This is a genomic window from Pseudomonas sp. FW305-3-2-15-E-TSA4, from assembly GCF_058787295.1.
Genome location: NZ_JBYSZP010000011.1, coordinates 116,602 through 130,994, shown reverse-complemented (window position 1 = coordinate 130,994; position 14,393 = coordinate 116,602). Strand labels below are relative to the sequence as shown.

The 14,393-nt window shown below is 61.0% G+C and carries 14 protein-coding genes; 3 read left to right on the top strand and 11 right to left on the bottom strand.

Annotated features, from left to right (window positions below; genetic code table 11):
* Positions 1-78: 78 nt before the first annotated feature.
* The 5 genes from AC3WMV_RS16805 to leuS all read right to left on the bottom strand — a co-directional run bounded on the left by AC3WMV_RS16805 (position 79) and on the right by leuS (position 6,187).
* Positions 79-1,401 (bottom strand): lytic murein transglycosylase, encoded by a 1,323-nt coding sequence (locus AC3WMV_RS16805; protein ID WP_103367247.1) that lies wholly within the window; start codon positions 1,399-1,401, stop codon positions 79-81.
* Positions 1,402-1,462: 61 nt separating this feature from the next.
* Positions 1,463-1,627 (bottom strand): alternative ribosome rescue factor ArfA, encoded by a 165-nt coding sequence (gene arfA, locus AC3WMV_RS16800; protein ID WP_027612891.1) that lies wholly within the window; start codon positions 1,625-1,627, stop codon positions 1,463-1,465.
* A 182-nt stretch (positions 1,628-1,809) separates the two neighbouring features.
* On the bottom strand, positions 1,810-2,847 hold the full coding sequence (gene holA, locus AC3WMV_RS16795; RefSeq protein WP_103367248.1) for a DNA polymerase III subunit delta: 1,038 nt from the start codon (positions 2,845-2,847) through the stop codon (positions 1,810-1,812).
* A 39-nt stretch (positions 2,848-2,886) separates the two neighbouring features.
* Positions 2,887-3,492, bottom strand: coding sequence for an LPS-assembly lipoprotein LptE (locus tag AC3WMV_RS16790; protein WP_007960576.1), 606 nt, complete (start codon positions 3,490-3,492; stop codon positions 2,887-2,889).
* An 88-nt stretch (positions 3,493-3,580) separates the two neighbouring features.
* The gene (gene leuS / locus AC3WMV_RS16785; protein ID WP_103367249.1) at positions 3,581-6,187 is read right to left on the bottom strand and encodes a leucine--tRNA ligase; all 2,607 of its coding nucleotides are present in this window, start codon (positions 6,185-6,187) and stop codon (positions 3,581-3,583) included.
* Positions 6,188-6,443: 256 nt separating this feature from the next.
* Here leuS and AC3WMV_RS16780 point away from each other — a divergent pair, with 256 nt between their 5' ends.
* Positions 6,444-6,767, top strand: a complete 324-nt coding sequence (locus tag AC3WMV_RS16780; RefSeq protein WP_103367250.1) for a hypothetical protein — start codon at positions 6,444-6,446, stop codon at positions 6,765-6,767.
* Positions 6,768-6,872: 105 nt separating this feature from the next.
* Positions 6,873-7,652 (top strand): YdcF family protein, encoded by a 780-nt coding sequence (locus tag AC3WMV_RS16775; RefSeq protein WP_097089329.1) that lies wholly within the window; start codon positions 6,873-6,875, stop codon positions 7,650-7,652.
* Between the two features lie 91 nt (positions 7,653-7,743).
* Here the strand turns inward: AC3WMV_RS16775 and lnt are convergent, their stop codons facing one another.
* The 5 genes from lnt to miaB form a co-directional block, all read right to left on the bottom strand.
* Positions 7,744-9,267, bottom strand: coding sequence for an apolipoprotein N-acyltransferase (gene lnt, locus AC3WMV_RS16770; protein WP_096795276.1), 1,524 nt, complete (start codon positions 9,265-9,267; stop codon positions 7,744-7,746).
* A gap of 17 nt (positions 9,268-9,284) precedes the next feature.
* Complete coding sequence (locus tag AC3WMV_RS16765) at positions 9,285-10,124, bottom strand: CorC family transporter (protein ID WP_027612886.1); 840 nt, start codon at positions 10,122-10,124, stop codon at positions 9,285-9,287.
* 5 nt (positions 10,125-10,129) lie between these two features.
* Positions 10,130-10,624, bottom strand: a complete 495-nt coding sequence (gene ybeY / locus AC3WMV_RS16760; RefSeq protein WP_096795275.1) for an rRNA maturation RNase YbeY — start codon at positions 10,622-10,624, stop codon at positions 10,130-10,132.
* A complete protein-coding gene (locus tag AC3WMV_RS16755; protein ID WP_097089326.1) occupies positions 10,617-11,615 on the bottom strand; it encodes a PhoH family protein in 999 nt (332 codons plus the stop codon). Before AC3WMV_RS16755 ends, ybeY begins: the two co-directional genes overlap by 8 nt.
* A 215-nt stretch (positions 11,616-11,830) precedes the next feature.
* Complete coding sequence (miaB, locus tag AC3WMV_RS16750) at positions 11,831-13,159, bottom strand: tRNA (N6-isopentenyl adenosine(37)-C2)-methylthiotransferase MiaB (protein WP_007960557.1); 1,329 nt, start codon at positions 13,157-13,159, stop codon at positions 11,831-11,833.
* A gap of 133 nt (positions 13,160-13,292) precedes the next feature.
* Between miaB and AC3WMV_RS16745 the strand changes: the two genes are divergently transcribed.
* The gene (locus AC3WMV_RS16745) at positions 13,293-13,622 is read left to right on the top strand and encodes a DUF1820 family protein (RefSeq protein WP_003185742.1); all 330 of its coding nucleotides are present in this window, start codon (positions 13,293-13,295) and stop codon (positions 13,620-13,622) included.
* Positions 13,623-13,745: 123 nt separating this feature from the next.
* Here the strand turns inward: AC3WMV_RS16745 and AC3WMV_RS16740 are convergent, their stop codons facing one another.
* Complete coding sequence (locus AC3WMV_RS16740; RefSeq protein WP_003228518.1) at positions 13,746-14,300, bottom strand: tetratricopeptide repeat protein; 555 nt, start codon at positions 14,298-14,300, stop codon at positions 13,746-13,748.
* Between the last annotated feature and the right edge of the window lie 93 nt (positions 14,301-14,393).

The window sequence follows — 14,393 nt, the reverse complement described above, 5'->3', positions numbered from 1 at the left end:
TCGCTCCCACATTGGAATACGGTCAACTGTGGGAGCGAGCCTGCTCGCGAAAGCGATACCCGCCATACGGCAGTGTTTCTATTGGGCGCGCAGGCTCTCAAGCAGCTTATGCGTCGGATACCCGTCCGCCGGCCAGCCAAACGACTGCTGGGCACTGCGGATCGCCTTGCGGGTATTCGCGCCGATAATCCCATCCGCGGTGCCTGCATCGTAGTTACGCGCACTCAGCAGGTTCTGCAATTCGATACGTTCGGTACGGCTCAATGGCAGGTCGTCTTTCGGCCAGGTGCCATTGATCAGGCCTGCGCCATTGAAGCGCTCGGACAACAGGCTGACTGCCAGTGCATAGGACGACGAGTTGTTGTACTTGAGGATCGCCCGGAAGTTATCGAGGATCAGGAACGCCGGGCCACGGTAGCCGGCCGGCAGCAGCAGGGCGGCAGACAGCTGTTCCGAGCCGGCCGGGGCCTGACCGCCATTAGGCAGGATCACGCCCAGTTGACGCCATTCGGCAACGGTCTTGCGCATCGCGCCATCGGCCAGGGTGTAGTTGAATCCGCTCGGCAGTTGCACTTCGAAGCCCCACGGCTGACCACGCTGCCAGCCTGAGCTTTGCAGGTAGTGCGCGGTGGAGGCCAGGGCATCGGCCGGGCTGCCCCAGATGTCGCGGCGGCCGTCACCGTCGAAATCCACGGCGTGGGTGTTGTAGGTGGTCGGAATGAACTGGGTCTGGCCCATCGCCCCGGCCCACGAGCCGAGCATTTTCTCCGGAGTGATATCGCCCTGTTGCAGGATCTGCAGCGCCGCGATCAGTTGTGCATGAGCAAATGCGGGGCGACGGCCTTCGTAGGCCAGGGTCGCCAGCGAGTTGATCACCGATTTGGTGCCCTGGAACTGACCGAAGTTGCTTTCCATGCCCCATACCGACACCAGTGCCTGGCGATCCACGCCATAACGCTGTTCGATGTTTTGCAGGATGTCGGCGTACTGACTGATCAGCGCCTGCCCCTTGCGCACTCGCAGCGGCGACAGGGCGCCATCGAGGTATTCCCATACTGGACGAGAGAACTCCGGCTGGCTGCGGTCGGCTTTGATCACACTGGCATCGAAGCTGACATTGGCAAACGCGCGGTCGAACAGATCGGCGCGGATCCCGGCTGCCAAGGCATCCTTGCGGAAACCCGCCTGCCATTCGGCAAAGGTCTGGGTTGGCTGAAGATCAAGTGGGTCAGCGGACGGCACTACCGGCGGGATGATTGCCGGGGCTGTTGCGACAGGGGCGGCTTGAAGGGGTTGCGCATCGGCGGCGGTAGGTTTTTCCGCGCAGGCGACAAGCAGAATGAAGCTGGAGGCAGCGATCAGTTGGCGAACGGGCCAACGACGGGAAAGACTGAAGGGCATGCACAGTTCCAGGGGATACGAATCAGGTGCAGACCTTAACATGACCAGGGGGTGCTGTGCTTCAGGCAGCCAGAAAGTAAGAAGCCTCCCAGCTATTAGACTGGAAGGCTTCGCGGCGGTAGCTGCCTTTACCCTTGGTTGGTCGTTCCTGGCGACTGCGGAACAGGGGTTGGGCGATGATGGATTTGGCCTTGTTCGGGCCATGTTTCGATGGCTTTTTGCTCATGAGGGTTCTCTCGAGTGAGTGGTTTTGCGGGGGAAATAATCTGCCGATGTTGGACGTCTGTCCAGTCCCTGATATGTAGGAATGTTCTGACGCTTTCGCGAGCAGGCTCGCTCCCACAGTTGGAAAGCACTTCAATGTGGGAGCGAGCCTGCTCGCGAAGGGTCGTTATACGGTATGACAGATTATTCGGCGGGAAGAGTCAGGCGCTGGCCGGACATCAACAGCGCCAACCGGCTCAGGCTCATCCACGGCGAACCGGTGGCCTGACCCTTGATCTGCGCATCGATGCGCTGGGCTTCGAGCAACAACTGCGCCCAGCGTTGCGCCGAGTAGCGTTGCAGGGCTTTGCTCATCAGCGGTTTGCGCTTGTCCCAGACTGGCGGTTTCGCCTGGCTGAAGCACTTGTCCAGCGGCGTGCCCTGGCTGTACTGCAGCGAGATATTGGCCAGCAGGCGCAACTCCCGCGCCAGTGCCCAGAGAATCACCGGTGGCTCGACGCCTTCACCGCGCAGGCCTTCAAGCATGCGCAAGGCGTGGGCCGGTTCGCCGTTGAGTACGGCGTCGGTCAGGCCAAACACGTCGAAGCGCGCACTGTCGGCCACCGCGGCCTGCACGGTTTCGACGGTGATCTGCCCACCTTCGGCCATCAACTTGAGCTTTTCGATTTCCTGCGCAGCGGCGAGCAGGTTGCCCTCGACGCGTGCGGCGATCAGTTCGACCGCGTCCTGGCTGGCCGACAAGCCGGCCTGCGACAGGCGCTGGCGAATCCAGCTCGGCAGCTGATTGGCATCCACTGGCCAGATCTGGATGAATTGAGTCTGCTGGCCTTCGACCAGCGCCTTACCCCACTTGGTCTTCTGCGCACTGCCATCGAGCTTGGGCAAGCTGATCAGCAGCACCGTGTCTTCAGCGGGGCGCGAGCAGTATTCGATCAGCGCGGCAGCGCCCTTGTCACCGGGCTTGCCCGAAGGCAGGCGCAGTTCCAGTAGGCGTTTTTCGGCGAACAGCGACATGCTGGCGCCGGCCTGCAACAAGGTCCCCCAATCGAAATTGGCGTCGGCGGCGAACACCTGGCGTTCGTCGAAACCTTGCTGGCGGGCAGCACTGCGAATGGCGTCGGCGGCTTCCTGGCACAACAGCGGGTCATCGCCGCTGATGATATAGACGGGCGCGAGCGCGCCTTGCAGGTGTTTGCCGAGTTGAGCGGGAGCGAGCTTCATAAGAGAGGGCGAACGGGGCGCCTGAGCGCCCCGTACGTCTTACTGCTGCGGCAGTTCGAGCGGCGACTGACGCGGGGTTTCCGCTTCAGCTTTCTGTGCCGCCTTCAGCGCGTCGGCTTCAGCCCGGGCACGGTCGTTGGCCGCTTGCTGCAATTGCTGCAGTTGACCCGGCGTCAGCTGTTGCAGGCGCAGCATCATGCGCTGAACCAGTTCGCGACGGGTTTCGCGACGGGCGTCGTTGGCTTCCTGATCGGAGCCGACGAGGTTGTTGCCGTCGTGGATGAACACTTTCTGCACTTCAAGCTTGTCGCTCAGCAGGTTCAGATTGTGTTCGCCTACGATGTCGTAGTTCAGCACGGTGGTCACTTGGTACTCACCCGTACGACCGGCGCCGGCGTAGCTGAGGATGCGCTGGTTTTCCTGTTCGTCAGCCAGATACAGCTTGTACGGTGCACCGCTGTAGACCTTGACGCCGCTGGACTCGAGCACCTGACGCAGCTGGGTGACGGTCTCGCCATACGCGTTACGGGCGCTCAGATCGAGCTCCTTGATCGACAGTTCGTTGGTGCCGGTGCCACGCAGCTGGAAACCGCAGGCGCTCAGCAGAACGGCGAGGCCCATCACCAGCAGATTGCGTTTGATCATTGTGTTGCTCCCCTTGAAACCATGTGGGCCGACCCTGCGGCCCGAAAGGTTTTACAGTGCGTCAGGCGAACCTGACGCCCAATCCAATTTAGCTGGCGACGATGTTGACCAGTTTCCCCGGTACAACGATCACTTTGCGAATGGTCAGACCGTCGACGAAACGCAGCACGTTTTCGTTTGCGCGCGCAGCCGCTTCAACTTCTTCGCGGGTGGCGCTGGCCGGCATTTCGATCTGGCCACGCAGCTTGCCGTTCACTTGAATGACCAGTTGCAGGCTGTCCTGCACCAGTGCGCTTTCATCGACCGTAGGCCAGCCGGCATCGATCACCGGGTCAGCGTGGCCCAGTTGATTCCACAGCTCATGGCTGATGTGCGGCGTGATTGGAGCCAGCAGCAACGTCACGGCTTCCAGACCTTCGTGAATCAGCGCGCGGTCCTGTTCGGTGCCTTGCGCAGCTTTTTCCAGCACGTTCATCAGCGTCATCACCTGAGCGATGGCGGTGTTGAATTTGTGGTTCTGGCCGACGTCATGGCTGGCCTGTTTGATGGCCAGGTGGATGGCGCGGCGCACAACTTTCTGCTCGTCGTTCAGGCCGGCGATGTCCAGCTTGCCCGGCAGGCCCTGGGTCACATGGGCCTGCGCCAGGCGCCAGACGCGCTTGAGGAAACGGTGCGAGCCTTCAACGCCGGAGTCCGACCATTCGGCGCTCATGTCCGGCGGCGAAGCGAACATCATGAACAGGCGGCAGGTGTCGGCGCCGAACTGATCGATCATCGACTGTGGGTCGACGCCGTTGTTCTTCGATTTGGCCATTTTCTCGGTGCCACCGATTTCCACCGGCAGGCCGTCGGATTTCAGTTTGGCGCTGATGACCTTGGCCTTGCTGTCACGCTCGAGTTCCACGTCCGCCGGGTTGAACCAGGTGTAGGCACCATTGGCTTCGCGGCGATAGTAAGTCTCGGCGATCACCATACCTTGGGTCAGCAGGTTCTTGAACGGCTCGTTGGAGCTGACCAGACCTTCGTCACGCATCAGCTTGTGGAAGAAACGCGCGTACAGCAGGTGAAGAATGGCGTGTTCGATACCGCCGATGTACTGATCCACCGGCAACCAGTGGTCGGCCGCGGATTTTTCCACCAGGCCACCTTCGAAGTGCGGCGAGGCGTAACGGGCGTAGTACCAGGAGGACTCGACGAAGGTGTCCATGGTGTCGGTTTCACGCTTGGCAGGCTGGCCGCATTTCGGGCAGTTGCACTCGTAGAATTCCGGCATGCGCGCCAGCGGCGAACCGGCGCCGTCCGGCACCACGTCTTCCGGCAGCACCACCGGCAACTGGTCTTCCGGCACCGGCACGTCACCGCAGGTGGCGCAGTGGATGATCGGGATCGGGCAACCCCAGTAGCGCTGACGGCTGATGCCCCAGTCGCGCAGGCGGAACTGAGTGCGCGAGGCACCGAGGTTTTTCTTGATCAGGGCGACTTCCATGGCGTCGAACGCGCCGGTGAAGTCCAGGCCGTCGAACTCGCCGGAGTTGATCAGCGTGCCGTGCTCGCCGTAGGCGTCTTGCCACGGAGCCGGGTTGGTGTCGCCGGAGCTGGTGCGCACCACCGATTTGACCGGCAGGTTGTACTTGTGGGCGAATTCGAAATCGCGCTCGTCGTGCGCCGGAACTGCCATCACGGCGCCGTCGCCGTAGTGCATCAGCACGTAGTTGGCGACCCAGACCGGAAGTTTTTCACCGGTCAGCGGGTGCTCGACGAACAGGCCGGTCGGCAGGCCTTTTTTCTCTTGAGTGGCGACGTCGGCTTCAGCCACGCTGCCGCCCTTGCATTCGGCGATGAAGGCTTGCAGCTCTGGGTTGTTCTGCGCTGCCTGGGTGGCCAGCGGGTGCTCGGCTGCCACGGCAACGTAGGTCGCGCCCATCAGGGTGTCCGGACGGGTGGTGAAGACCTTGAGGGTGCCTGCTTCGCCGATCGAGTCGACGTTGTAAGGGAACTGTACTTCCATGCCGCGGGATTTGCCGATCCAGTTGCGCTGCATGGTCTTGACCTGTTCCGGCCAGCCAGTCAGTTCGTCGAGGCTCTCCAGCAGCTCATCCGCGTAAGCGGTGATCTTGAAGTAGTACATCGGGATTTCGCGCTTTTCGATCAGCGCGCCGGAGCGCCAGCCGCGACCATCGATCACCTGTTCGTTGGCCAGCACGGTCTGGTCGACCGGGTCCCAGTTCACGGTGCCGTTCTTGCGGTAGATCACGCCTTTTTCGAACAGGCGGGTGAACAGCCATTGTTCCCAGCGGTAGTAATCCGGCTTGCAGGTGGTCACTTCACGGGACCAGTCCACCGCCAGGCCCAGGCTGCGCAGCTGGGACTTCATGTAGGCGATGTTTTCGTAGGTCCACTTGGCGGGCGCCACATTGTTCTTCATCGCGGCGTTTTCCGCCGGCATGCCGAAGGCGTCCCAACCCATCGGTTGCAGAACGTTCTTGCCTTGCATGCGCTGGTAGCGGGAGATCACGTCGCCGATGGTGTAGTTGCGCACGTGCCCCATGTGTAGCTTGCCGCTGGGGTAAGGGAACATCGACAGGCAGTAGTAGGTTTCCTTGCCTGGCTGTTCACTGACTTCAAAGGACTTTTGCTCGTCCCAGAACGACTGGGCGGCGGCTTCGATTTCACGGGGCTGATATTGTTCGTGCATGGCTACTTTTGTACTGGATAGGGGTGGCCTAATCCTCTTCAACGCGCCCTCCGGGGGATGCTCCGGACAGGCTGGAAGTGGAATGACAGGAAGCGCCGTAGCATACATGACCGCGCTTGGCCTAGGGAAACCCTGATTACAGCTGTCTGGCCCCGGAAAACCGTGGCGAGGGCCGTTGGTCGCGGCGTTCAGCCGGTTTGTGCAGCGAAGCTAAGCTCTTATTGGGGAGTGAGTCTTATCTTCAATGAGGTGAGGGATGGTGGAGCAACGGCAAAAAAACGTGACGAAACCCGAGTTGTACGAACGGTTGATGGATCGTCTGGGCATGGCGCTCGACGCTGCAAAAACCGCTGGCCGGCTGCGCGACGAGCGCCCCGTGGAACTGGAATTGCGTGGCTTGAGCCCCGCCGAGTTCAAACTGGTCAAGGCCTATCTGGATCGCAGTGAGCGTGAATCGCATGGATACCTGTCGCAGGCAGTGAAACAGCTCGATGCAGCACATTCAGCCAAGGTCATCTGGCTCAAGGACAAGGCGCCCGGCAGAGACACCATCAAGGTTCGTTCTGTGCAGGCCAAGTAATCGCATGGCAGGTCAAGTAACGGATCTTTTCCAACAGGATCCTACCTATCGGTTGTAACGTGTCATTAACACTCTTAGGCTTCGGGCATCTCTGGAGATGCCCCGATGCCTTTGCGTTACTTCATCAAACAACTTCTATTGCCGCCTGGCATTCTTTTGCTGCTGTTGCTGGTCGCCTGGTGGCTGCGCCGCTCCCGGCCACGGCTGGCCGGCCTGTGTTTTGCCCTTGGCCTGGGTGGTTTCTGGCTGATGAGCCTGCCGGTGGTGGTGCAGTGGGGCGCCAAGGCGCTGGAGCGTGAGCCGCCGCTGCCCCGTGACGCGTGGTCGATATTGGCGCAGCGCGCCGATGCCATCGTGGTGCTGGGTTCCGGGCGCGAGCGCGGCGATCTGGCCTGGGGCGAGGACCAGCCAACCGGCGTGGGGCTGGAGCGTCAGCGCTATGCGGCGCGACTGGCCAAGGCCTCCGGGCTGCCGATTCTGACCAGCGGTGGCTTGCATTACGGCACGCCGCCGACCGAGGCGAAGCTGATGGCCGATTCGTTGCGCGATGATTTCGGCGTGACCACGCGCTGGCAGGAAGGCGAGAGCCGTACCACCTGGGAAAACGCCAAATTCAGCGCCGACATCTTGTTGCCACAAGGCATCAAGCGCGTCGTGGTGGTCACGCAGGCCTGGCACATGCCGCGCGCCGTGTGGTGTTTCCAGCAGGCAGGATTCGAAGTGGTGCCGGCGCCCGTCGGGTTTCTCGGGACCGATAATGCGCGCCCGTTTGGTGGCTGGCTGCCGGAGTTCAAGTCGATCTGGCAAAGCGGGCAGTTGCTGAATGAGGCGGTGGGGCAGGTGGGGTATTCGTTGTTTTACCGGGGTGATGCCAACCCTGATTGATTGGGTGCTGCTGATGTCCATTCGCGAGCAAGCCCGCTCCCACATTTGAATTGCATTCCAAATGTGGGAGCGGGCTTGCTCGCGAAGCTTTTTAAAGGGTTTTCGACATCCGGCTCGCCATCAGCGCCCAGCCAAACAGCAGCACACAGACGATGATCAGCGGCCACGAACGCCATTGCAGGTACGGCGTCAGGTTGTGCATCGGCACCACTTCGCCATACAGAATGCCCTGTTCGAACTGCGGGATCTGCTCGGTGATCTGCCCGAACGGGTTGATCAGCCCAGTCACGCCATTGTTCGTAGCACGGATCATCCAGCGGCCTGCCTCAAGTGCGCGCATTTGCGCCATTTGCAGGTGTTGCAGCGGGCCGATCGAGGTGCCGAACCAGGTGTCGTTGCTGATCGTCAGCAGCAGATCGCTGCGTGCCGACAGCCCAGCGGCGAATTCCGGGTACACCACTTCGTAGCAGATGAATGGCGCGATTTGATAACCCTTGGCCTGCAGCAGCGGCTGATCCGCCGGACCGCGAGCGAAGTCGGACATCGGCAAGTCAAAGAACGCGATCAACCCGCGCAGCAGATCCTGCAACGGTACGTACTCACCGAACGGCACCAGTTTCTGCTTGAGGTAGGTGCCATCGCCCTCGCCGACCACGGTGATGCCGTTGAAGAAGCGTTTTTCGTGGCGGACCGTCTCGCGGATCGGCACGCCGGTGATCAGCGCCGATTTACGCTCGGCGGCGAAGTTGCCCATCATGTTCAAGTAGCCCTCGGCGGACTCCTTGAGCACCGGTACCGCGGTTTCCGGCCAGATCAGCAGGTCCACCGGCTTCGAGCGAAAACTCAGGTCGCGATACAGCGCCAGTTGCGCGTTGAGCTGCGCCGGATCCCATTTCATGCTTTGTTCGACGTTGCCCTGAATCGCAGCGACGCTCAGTGCCGGGCCGGACGGACTGGTCCAGGCGTGGCCCTTGAGCGCAATACCCGCCACCCATGGCCCGACCAGCAACAGCAAACCGGCCGCGATAAAGCCTTTACGACCGGTTTGCAGCAAGCGCGGCGCGTTATAGATCAGCGCCGCAGTCAGCGCCAGAACGAACGACACCAGCCACATGCCACCCACTGGCGCGAGCCCGGCCAATGGGCCGTCGAGCTGGCTGTAGCCGGAGTAGAGCCACGGAAAACCAGTGAGGAACCAGCCACGAAACGCTTCCTGCCCGACCCACAGCGCGGCAAACGCCAGCGCATCGGCCAACGGTGCCTCGTTGCGGCGCAACCAGCGCGCCCAGACCCAGGCGGGCAGGGCGAAGAAAAACGCGATCGCTGCGGTGAACAGCAGCATCAGGAACCCGGCCAGCAGCACCGACGCGCCACCGAAATGGTGGATGCTGTAGTAAATCCAGCTGGTACCGGCGCCGAACAGGCCGAAACCGAAGCACCAGCCACGGCCCAGTGCCTGACGCGGTTTCAGCTCGCGCAGGCCGGCGTAGAACAGGCCGACCGCGAGCAAAGCCAGCGGCCAGATGTTGAACGGGGCGAGGGCGAAGGTGGTGATTGCACCGGCCGCCACGGCCAGCAGGTTACCGGGCCAGCCGGGGCGGGTTGTCCAGCGCATTTCAATCCTTAGATTTCTTACCGGGCGATAGGGGTCAGTCGCAGCAAATGAATCCGACGGCTGTCGGCGTTCAGGATGCGGAAACGATAGGCGCCGATTTCAGTGATTTCGTTGCGTTTTGGCAAGTGCCCGAACGCGCTCATCACCAGACCGCCGACGGTGTCGAACTCGTCGTCGGAGAATTCGCTGTCGAAGAACTCGTTGAAGTTCTCGATCGGTGTCAGGGCCTTGATCAGGAAGTCACCGCTGGGCAGCGGCTTGATGTAGCTGTCTTCTTCGACGTCGTGCTCGTCTTCGATGTCGCCGACGATCTGTTCCAGCACGTCTTCAATCGTCACCAGGCCGGCGACGCCGCCGTATTCGTCGATGACGATGGCCATGTGGTTGTGGTTGGCGCGGAATTCACGCAGCAACACGTTCAGACGCTTGGACTCGGGCACGAAGGTGGCCGGGCGCAGCAGGTCCTTGATGTTGAAGCTGTCACCGTTCTCCTTGAGGATCAGCGGCAGCAGATCCTTGGCCAGCAGCACGCCCATCACGTCGTCGTGGCTTTCGCCGATGACCGGATAGCGCGAGTGGGCCGAGTCGACCACGGCCGGGAGGAATTCACGGGGTGTCTGGTTCGCCTTGATGCTGATCATCTGCGAGCGCGGCACCATGATGTCGCGTACTTGCAGGTCAGCCACTTGAATGGCGCCTTCGACGATGGCCAGCGCTTCGCTGTCCAGCAGTTTGTTCTGATGTGCATCACGCAGCAGCTCAAGCAGCTCCTGACGGTTCTTCGGCTCGTGGGCAAAAGCCTGGGTCAGTTTACCCAGCCATGACTTCTGCCCGTTGCTCGATCGATCTTCGCTCATAGCGATTACTCTGAATCCTTTGTTGTAACGATAGGGGATGTTTCGGCTTCGTCGTCCGCGTACGGATCGGGATAGCCCAGTTCGGCAAGCAACTCGCGTTCCAGTGCTTCCATTTCTTCGGCTTCGTCGTCATCTATATGGTCGTAACCGAGCAGATGCAAGCAGCCGTGAATGACTAGATGTGCCCAATGGGCCTGGAGTTCCTTGCCTTGTTCGGCAGCTTCGCGCTCGACCACGGCCACGCAGATCACCAGATCGCCGAGCAGCGGGATGTCGAGAAACTCGTCCGGGACTTCGGCCGGGAACGACAGGACGTTGGTCGCGTAATCCTTATGGCGCCAGGTGTGATTCAGCTCACGACCTTCTTCCTCGTCAACCAGACGAATGGTCATTTCCGAGTCGGCGCTGCGCTGGCGCAGGGCCAGTTCGCACCATTTGCGGAAGTCGGCTTCACTCGGGGCGTTCGCTTCGGTAGCGATTTGCAGATCCAGCTCAAGCATCGCGCGAGGTTTCCCTGGCGGCTTCGGCACGGGTCTCGAAGCGCTCGTAGGCCTCGACGATCCGCTGCACCAATGGATGGCGCACGACGTCTTTAGGCTGGAAGTGGGTGAAACTGATGCCCGGGACATCCTTGAGTACTTCGATCACATGATGCAGCCCGGACTTGGTGCCGCGCGGCAGGTCGACCTGGGTGATGTCGCCGGTGATGACCGCGGTGGAGCCAAAGCCGATCCGGGTCAGAAACATCTTCATCTGCTCGACGGTGGTGTTCTGGCTTTCGTCGAGAATGATGAAGCTGTTATTCAGCGTACGACCGCGCATGTAGGCCAGCGGCGCGACTTCGATCACCTGGCGCTCGATCAGCTTGGCCACGTATTCGAAGCCGAGCATTTCGTAGAGGGCGTCGTACAGCGGGCGCAGGTACGGGTCGATCTTCTGGGCGAGATCACCCGGCAGGAAACCGAGTTTTTCACCGGCTTCAACCGCCGGACGTACCAGCAGGATGCGGCGGATCTGCTCGCGCTCCAGGGCATCAACGGCGCAAGCCACGGCCAGATAGGTCTTGCCGGTACCGGCCGGACCGATGCCGAAGTTGATGTCGTTGCCGAGGATTTCCTTCACATAGCGCAGCTGATTCAGGCCGCGTGGGCGAATCATGCCTTTCTTGGTGCGCAGGGCGACGGAGGCTTCGGCGGGGGCGTGGTTGTCCAGTTCGACCACGGCCGATTCCTGGAGGAACAGGTGCACCATGTCTGGCGACAGCTCGGTACCCTTGGTTTCGCGGTACAGGCGGCGCAGCAGGTTTTCCGCAGACGTGGTGTGCTTGGGGTCGCCGATCAGCTCGAACTGGTTTCCGCGATTGCGGATCTCGATGGCCAGGCGCTGTTCGATCAAGCGCAGATGCTCGTCGAATTGCCCGCACAGATTGGCGAAGCGGCGAGCCTCAAAGGGCTCGAGGATAAAACGATGTGGTTCTATGGGTGCGTTCAAGGTCGTATTTAGCCGCCCTGGGGCAATTAAGATGAAATCAAGGATAACGCCAGTGGCGTGGGTGCGAAAGCTCTTATATGAACTCGCCCGATTCATGCCCCTGGCGCTGTACCTGTGGGAGCGAGCCTGCTCGCGAAGGCGGCGACACATTCAACATTGAGGTGTCTGACAGACCGCTTTCGCGAGCAGGCTCGCTCCCACAGGGATATGCGGTGTTATTGAATCAGCGAGCCGCGCAGCGAGTGCGGTTGCGCCGCATCGATGTGCACATCGGCGAACTGGCCGATCAGGGTCGGATTATCGCAGCGGAAGTTGACGATACGATTATTCTCGGTACGCCCTTGCAGCTCGCCCGGGTCTTTCTTCGAGTAGTCGGTGACCAGAATGCGCTGGATCGAACCGACCATTTGTCGGCTGATCTCGAACCCTTGCTGATTCAAACGATGCTGCAAGGCGTTCAGGCGTTCTTTCTTCAGCTCTTCCGGGGTGTCGTCGGCCAGATCGGCCGCCGGGGTGCCCGGGCGCTGGCTATAGACGAACGAGTAGGAGAAGTCGAAACCGACGTCGGCAATCAGCTTCATGGTCTGTTCGAAGTCTTTCTCGGTCTCGCCAGGGAAGCCGACGATGAAGTCCGAACTGATGCAGATGCCCGGCACGGCAGCGCGCAGTTTACGCAGCTTGGATTTGTACTCCAGCGCGGTGTGGTTGCGCTTCATCGCCGCGAGGATCCGGTCGGAACCCGACTGCACCGGCAAGTGCAGGTGTTTGACCAGCTCCGGCACTTCGGCGTGGGCCTGGATCAGGCTGTCGGAGAACTCCAGCGGGTGCGAAGTGGTGTAGCGGATGCGGTCGATGCCGTCGACAGCGGCGACCACGCGGATCAGCTCGGCCAGATCGGCCAGACGCCCATCGTGGGTCAGGCCGCGATAGCCGTTGACGTTCTGCCCGAGCAAGGTGACTTCACGCACGCCGTTTTCGGCGAGGTGAATGATCTCGGCAATCACGTCATCGAACGGCCGGCTGACTTCTTCGCCACGGGTGTAGGGCACCACGCAGAACGTGCAGTACTTGCTGCAACCTTCCATCACCGACACGTAGGCGCTCGGGCCGTCGATGCGCGGCTCGGGCAGGTGGTCGAATTTTTCGATTTCCGGGAACGAGACGTCGACCTGCGGCAGCTTGCTGCTGCGTGCGGCGTCGATCATTTCCGGCAGGCGGTGAAGAGTCTGCGGGCCAAAGACCACGTCGACGTACGGGGCGCGATCACGGATCGCCGCGCCTTCCTGGCTGGCCACGCAACCGCCGACGGCGATCACCATGTCCGGGTTGGCCAGTTTCAGTTCGCGCCAGCGGCCGAGCTGCGAGTACACCCGATCCTGAGCACGCTCGCGGATCGAGCAGGTGTTGAGCAGAATCACGTCGGCGTCTTCGGCGCGGGCGGTGACTTCCAGGGCCTGATGTTCGCCCAGCAGATCAACCATGCGCGAGCTGTCGTACTCGTTCATCTGGCAACCGTGGGTTTCGATGTAAAGCTTCTTGGCCATGGAGTAAGGTCGTCACCTGATTCAAAGAACCGCGCATTATAGGGAACAAGCCCTCAGGTTCCTACCGCTGTGCGTCCGGCGGCTATGCTATAGTTTGCGCCCTCATTTTTATCCCCGATGTTATCCCCCCGCCATGACCAAACGCGAAGCTCCAATCTATAAGGTGATTTTCCTCAACCAGGGCCAGGTGTTCGAAATGTACGCCAAGCAGATCTATCAAAGTGATCTGTGGGGTTTTCTGGAAGTGGAAGAGTTCGTCTTTGGCGAGCGCACGCAAGTGGTGGTCGATCCGAGCGAAGAGAAGCTCAAGGCGCAGTTCGAAGGTGTGGTGCGCAGCTTTGTGCCGATGCATTCGATCGTGCGCATCGACGAGGTGGAACGTCTGGGCACCCCGAAAATCAGCGAAGCCCGTGGCGCGGTCGGCAATGTGATGCCGTTTCCGATGCCGATGCCTGAGAAGTAGGGCTCAGAACCGCGTCGCCCCCTTCGCGAGCAGGCTCGCTCCCACAAAAGATCTTCGCAGCGCTGGAGATCAAATGTGGGAGCGAGCTTGCTCGCGAAGGGGCCGGAAAGGTCGGCGCAAAAATCAGGGAAGTGGCGAAAACGGCGTACGCCCATCTGCGCTCTGCAGTTCCATCAGGTATTTACGGAAAATTTGCCCGAGCACCTGAGTCGCGGTTTCGAGGTCTTCGCGGGACATTTTTTCGGAGACTTCGTCGGCGGTGTCCAGCGCATCTTCGGCGCCGTTGACCGCGGCCATCTTCAGCACGATGTACGCCTGAATGTTGTTGGCCTGCACGCCTTCGCCGTGGAAGAACATGGTGCCAAGCTTGAACTGCGCCTGAGCGTGGCCTTGCAGCGAGGCCTTTTCGAAATAGCTCAGGGCTTGATTGAGATCGCGTGGCGCATTCTTGCCGTCGTAGTAGAACTCACCCAACTCGTATTGCGCTTGCGCATCCCCTTCGTCCGCCGCTTTCTGGCAGGCGGCCAGTGCCTGCGTGACGTCTTGCGGCTGAGTGTTGAGGGTGCAACGACCCATCGCCGGGATCAACAACGAGTTGCCGCCTGCTTGTGCATGCGCGAGCAGGGGCTGAAGGAGCAACAGGCAGCCCAAGGCAAGGGTGCGGCCGGTGCGGTTCATGGGAATCGACTTACCTCTGAAGGGCACGCGGACCCATCGAGGGATCCAATAAGCGCGCATTATGAAATAAGCAGGGCCAACCTTACAAAGTCT

Bases quoted from the DNA above. Each gene is read 5' to 3' on its own strand.
- AC3WMV_RS16765 (WP_027612886.1), bottom strand. From the start codon at position 10,124: ATGAGCGAAGATCGATCGAGCAACGGGCAGAAGTCATGGCTGGGTAAA.
- AC3WMV_RS16780 (WP_103367250.1), top strand. From the start codon at position 6,444: ATGGTGGAGCAACGGCAAAAAAACGTGACGAAACCCGAGTTGTACGAA.
- ybeY (WP_096795275.1), bottom strand. From the start codon at position 10,624: ATGCTTGAGCTGGATCTGCAAATCGCTACCGAAGCGAACGCCCCGAGT.
- arfA (WP_027612891.1), bottom strand. From the start codon at position 1,627: ATGAGCAAAAAGCCATCGAAACATGGCCCGAACAAGGCCAAATCCATC.
- AC3WMV_RS16745 (WP_003185742.1), top strand. From the start codon at position 13,293: ATGACCAAACGCGAAGCTCCAATCTATAAGGTGATTTTCCTCAACCAG.
- lnt (WP_096795276.1), bottom strand. From the start codon at position 9,267: ATGCGCTGGACAACCCGCCCCGGCTGGCCCGGTAACCTGCTGGCCGTG.
- holA (WP_103367248.1), bottom strand. From the start codon at position 2,847: ATGAAGCTCGCTCCCGCTCAACTCGGCAAACACCTGCAAGGCGCGCTC.
- leuS (WP_103367249.1), bottom strand. From the start codon at position 6,187: ATGCACGAACAATATCAGCCCCGTGAAATCGAAGCCGCCGCCCAGTCG.
- AC3WMV_RS16805 (WP_103367247.1), bottom strand. From the start codon at position 1,401: ATGCCCTTCAGTCTTTCCCGTCGTTGGCCCGTTCGCCAACTGATCGCT.
- AC3WMV_RS16790 (WP_007960576.1), bottom strand. From the start codon at position 3,492: ATGATCAAACGCAATCTGCTGGTGATGGGCCTCGCCGTTCTGCTGAGC.
- AC3WMV_RS16740 (WP_003228518.1), bottom strand. From the start codon at position 14,300: ATGAACCGCACCGGCCGCACCCTTGCCTTGGGCTGCCTGTTGCTCCTT.
- miaB (WP_007960557.1), bottom strand. From the start codon at position 13,159: ATGGCCAAGAAGCTTTACATCGAAACCCACGGTTGCCAGATGAACGAG.
- AC3WMV_RS16775 (WP_097089329.1), top strand. From the start codon at position 6,873: ATGCCTTTGCGTTACTTCATCAAACAACTTCTATTGCCGCCTGGCATT.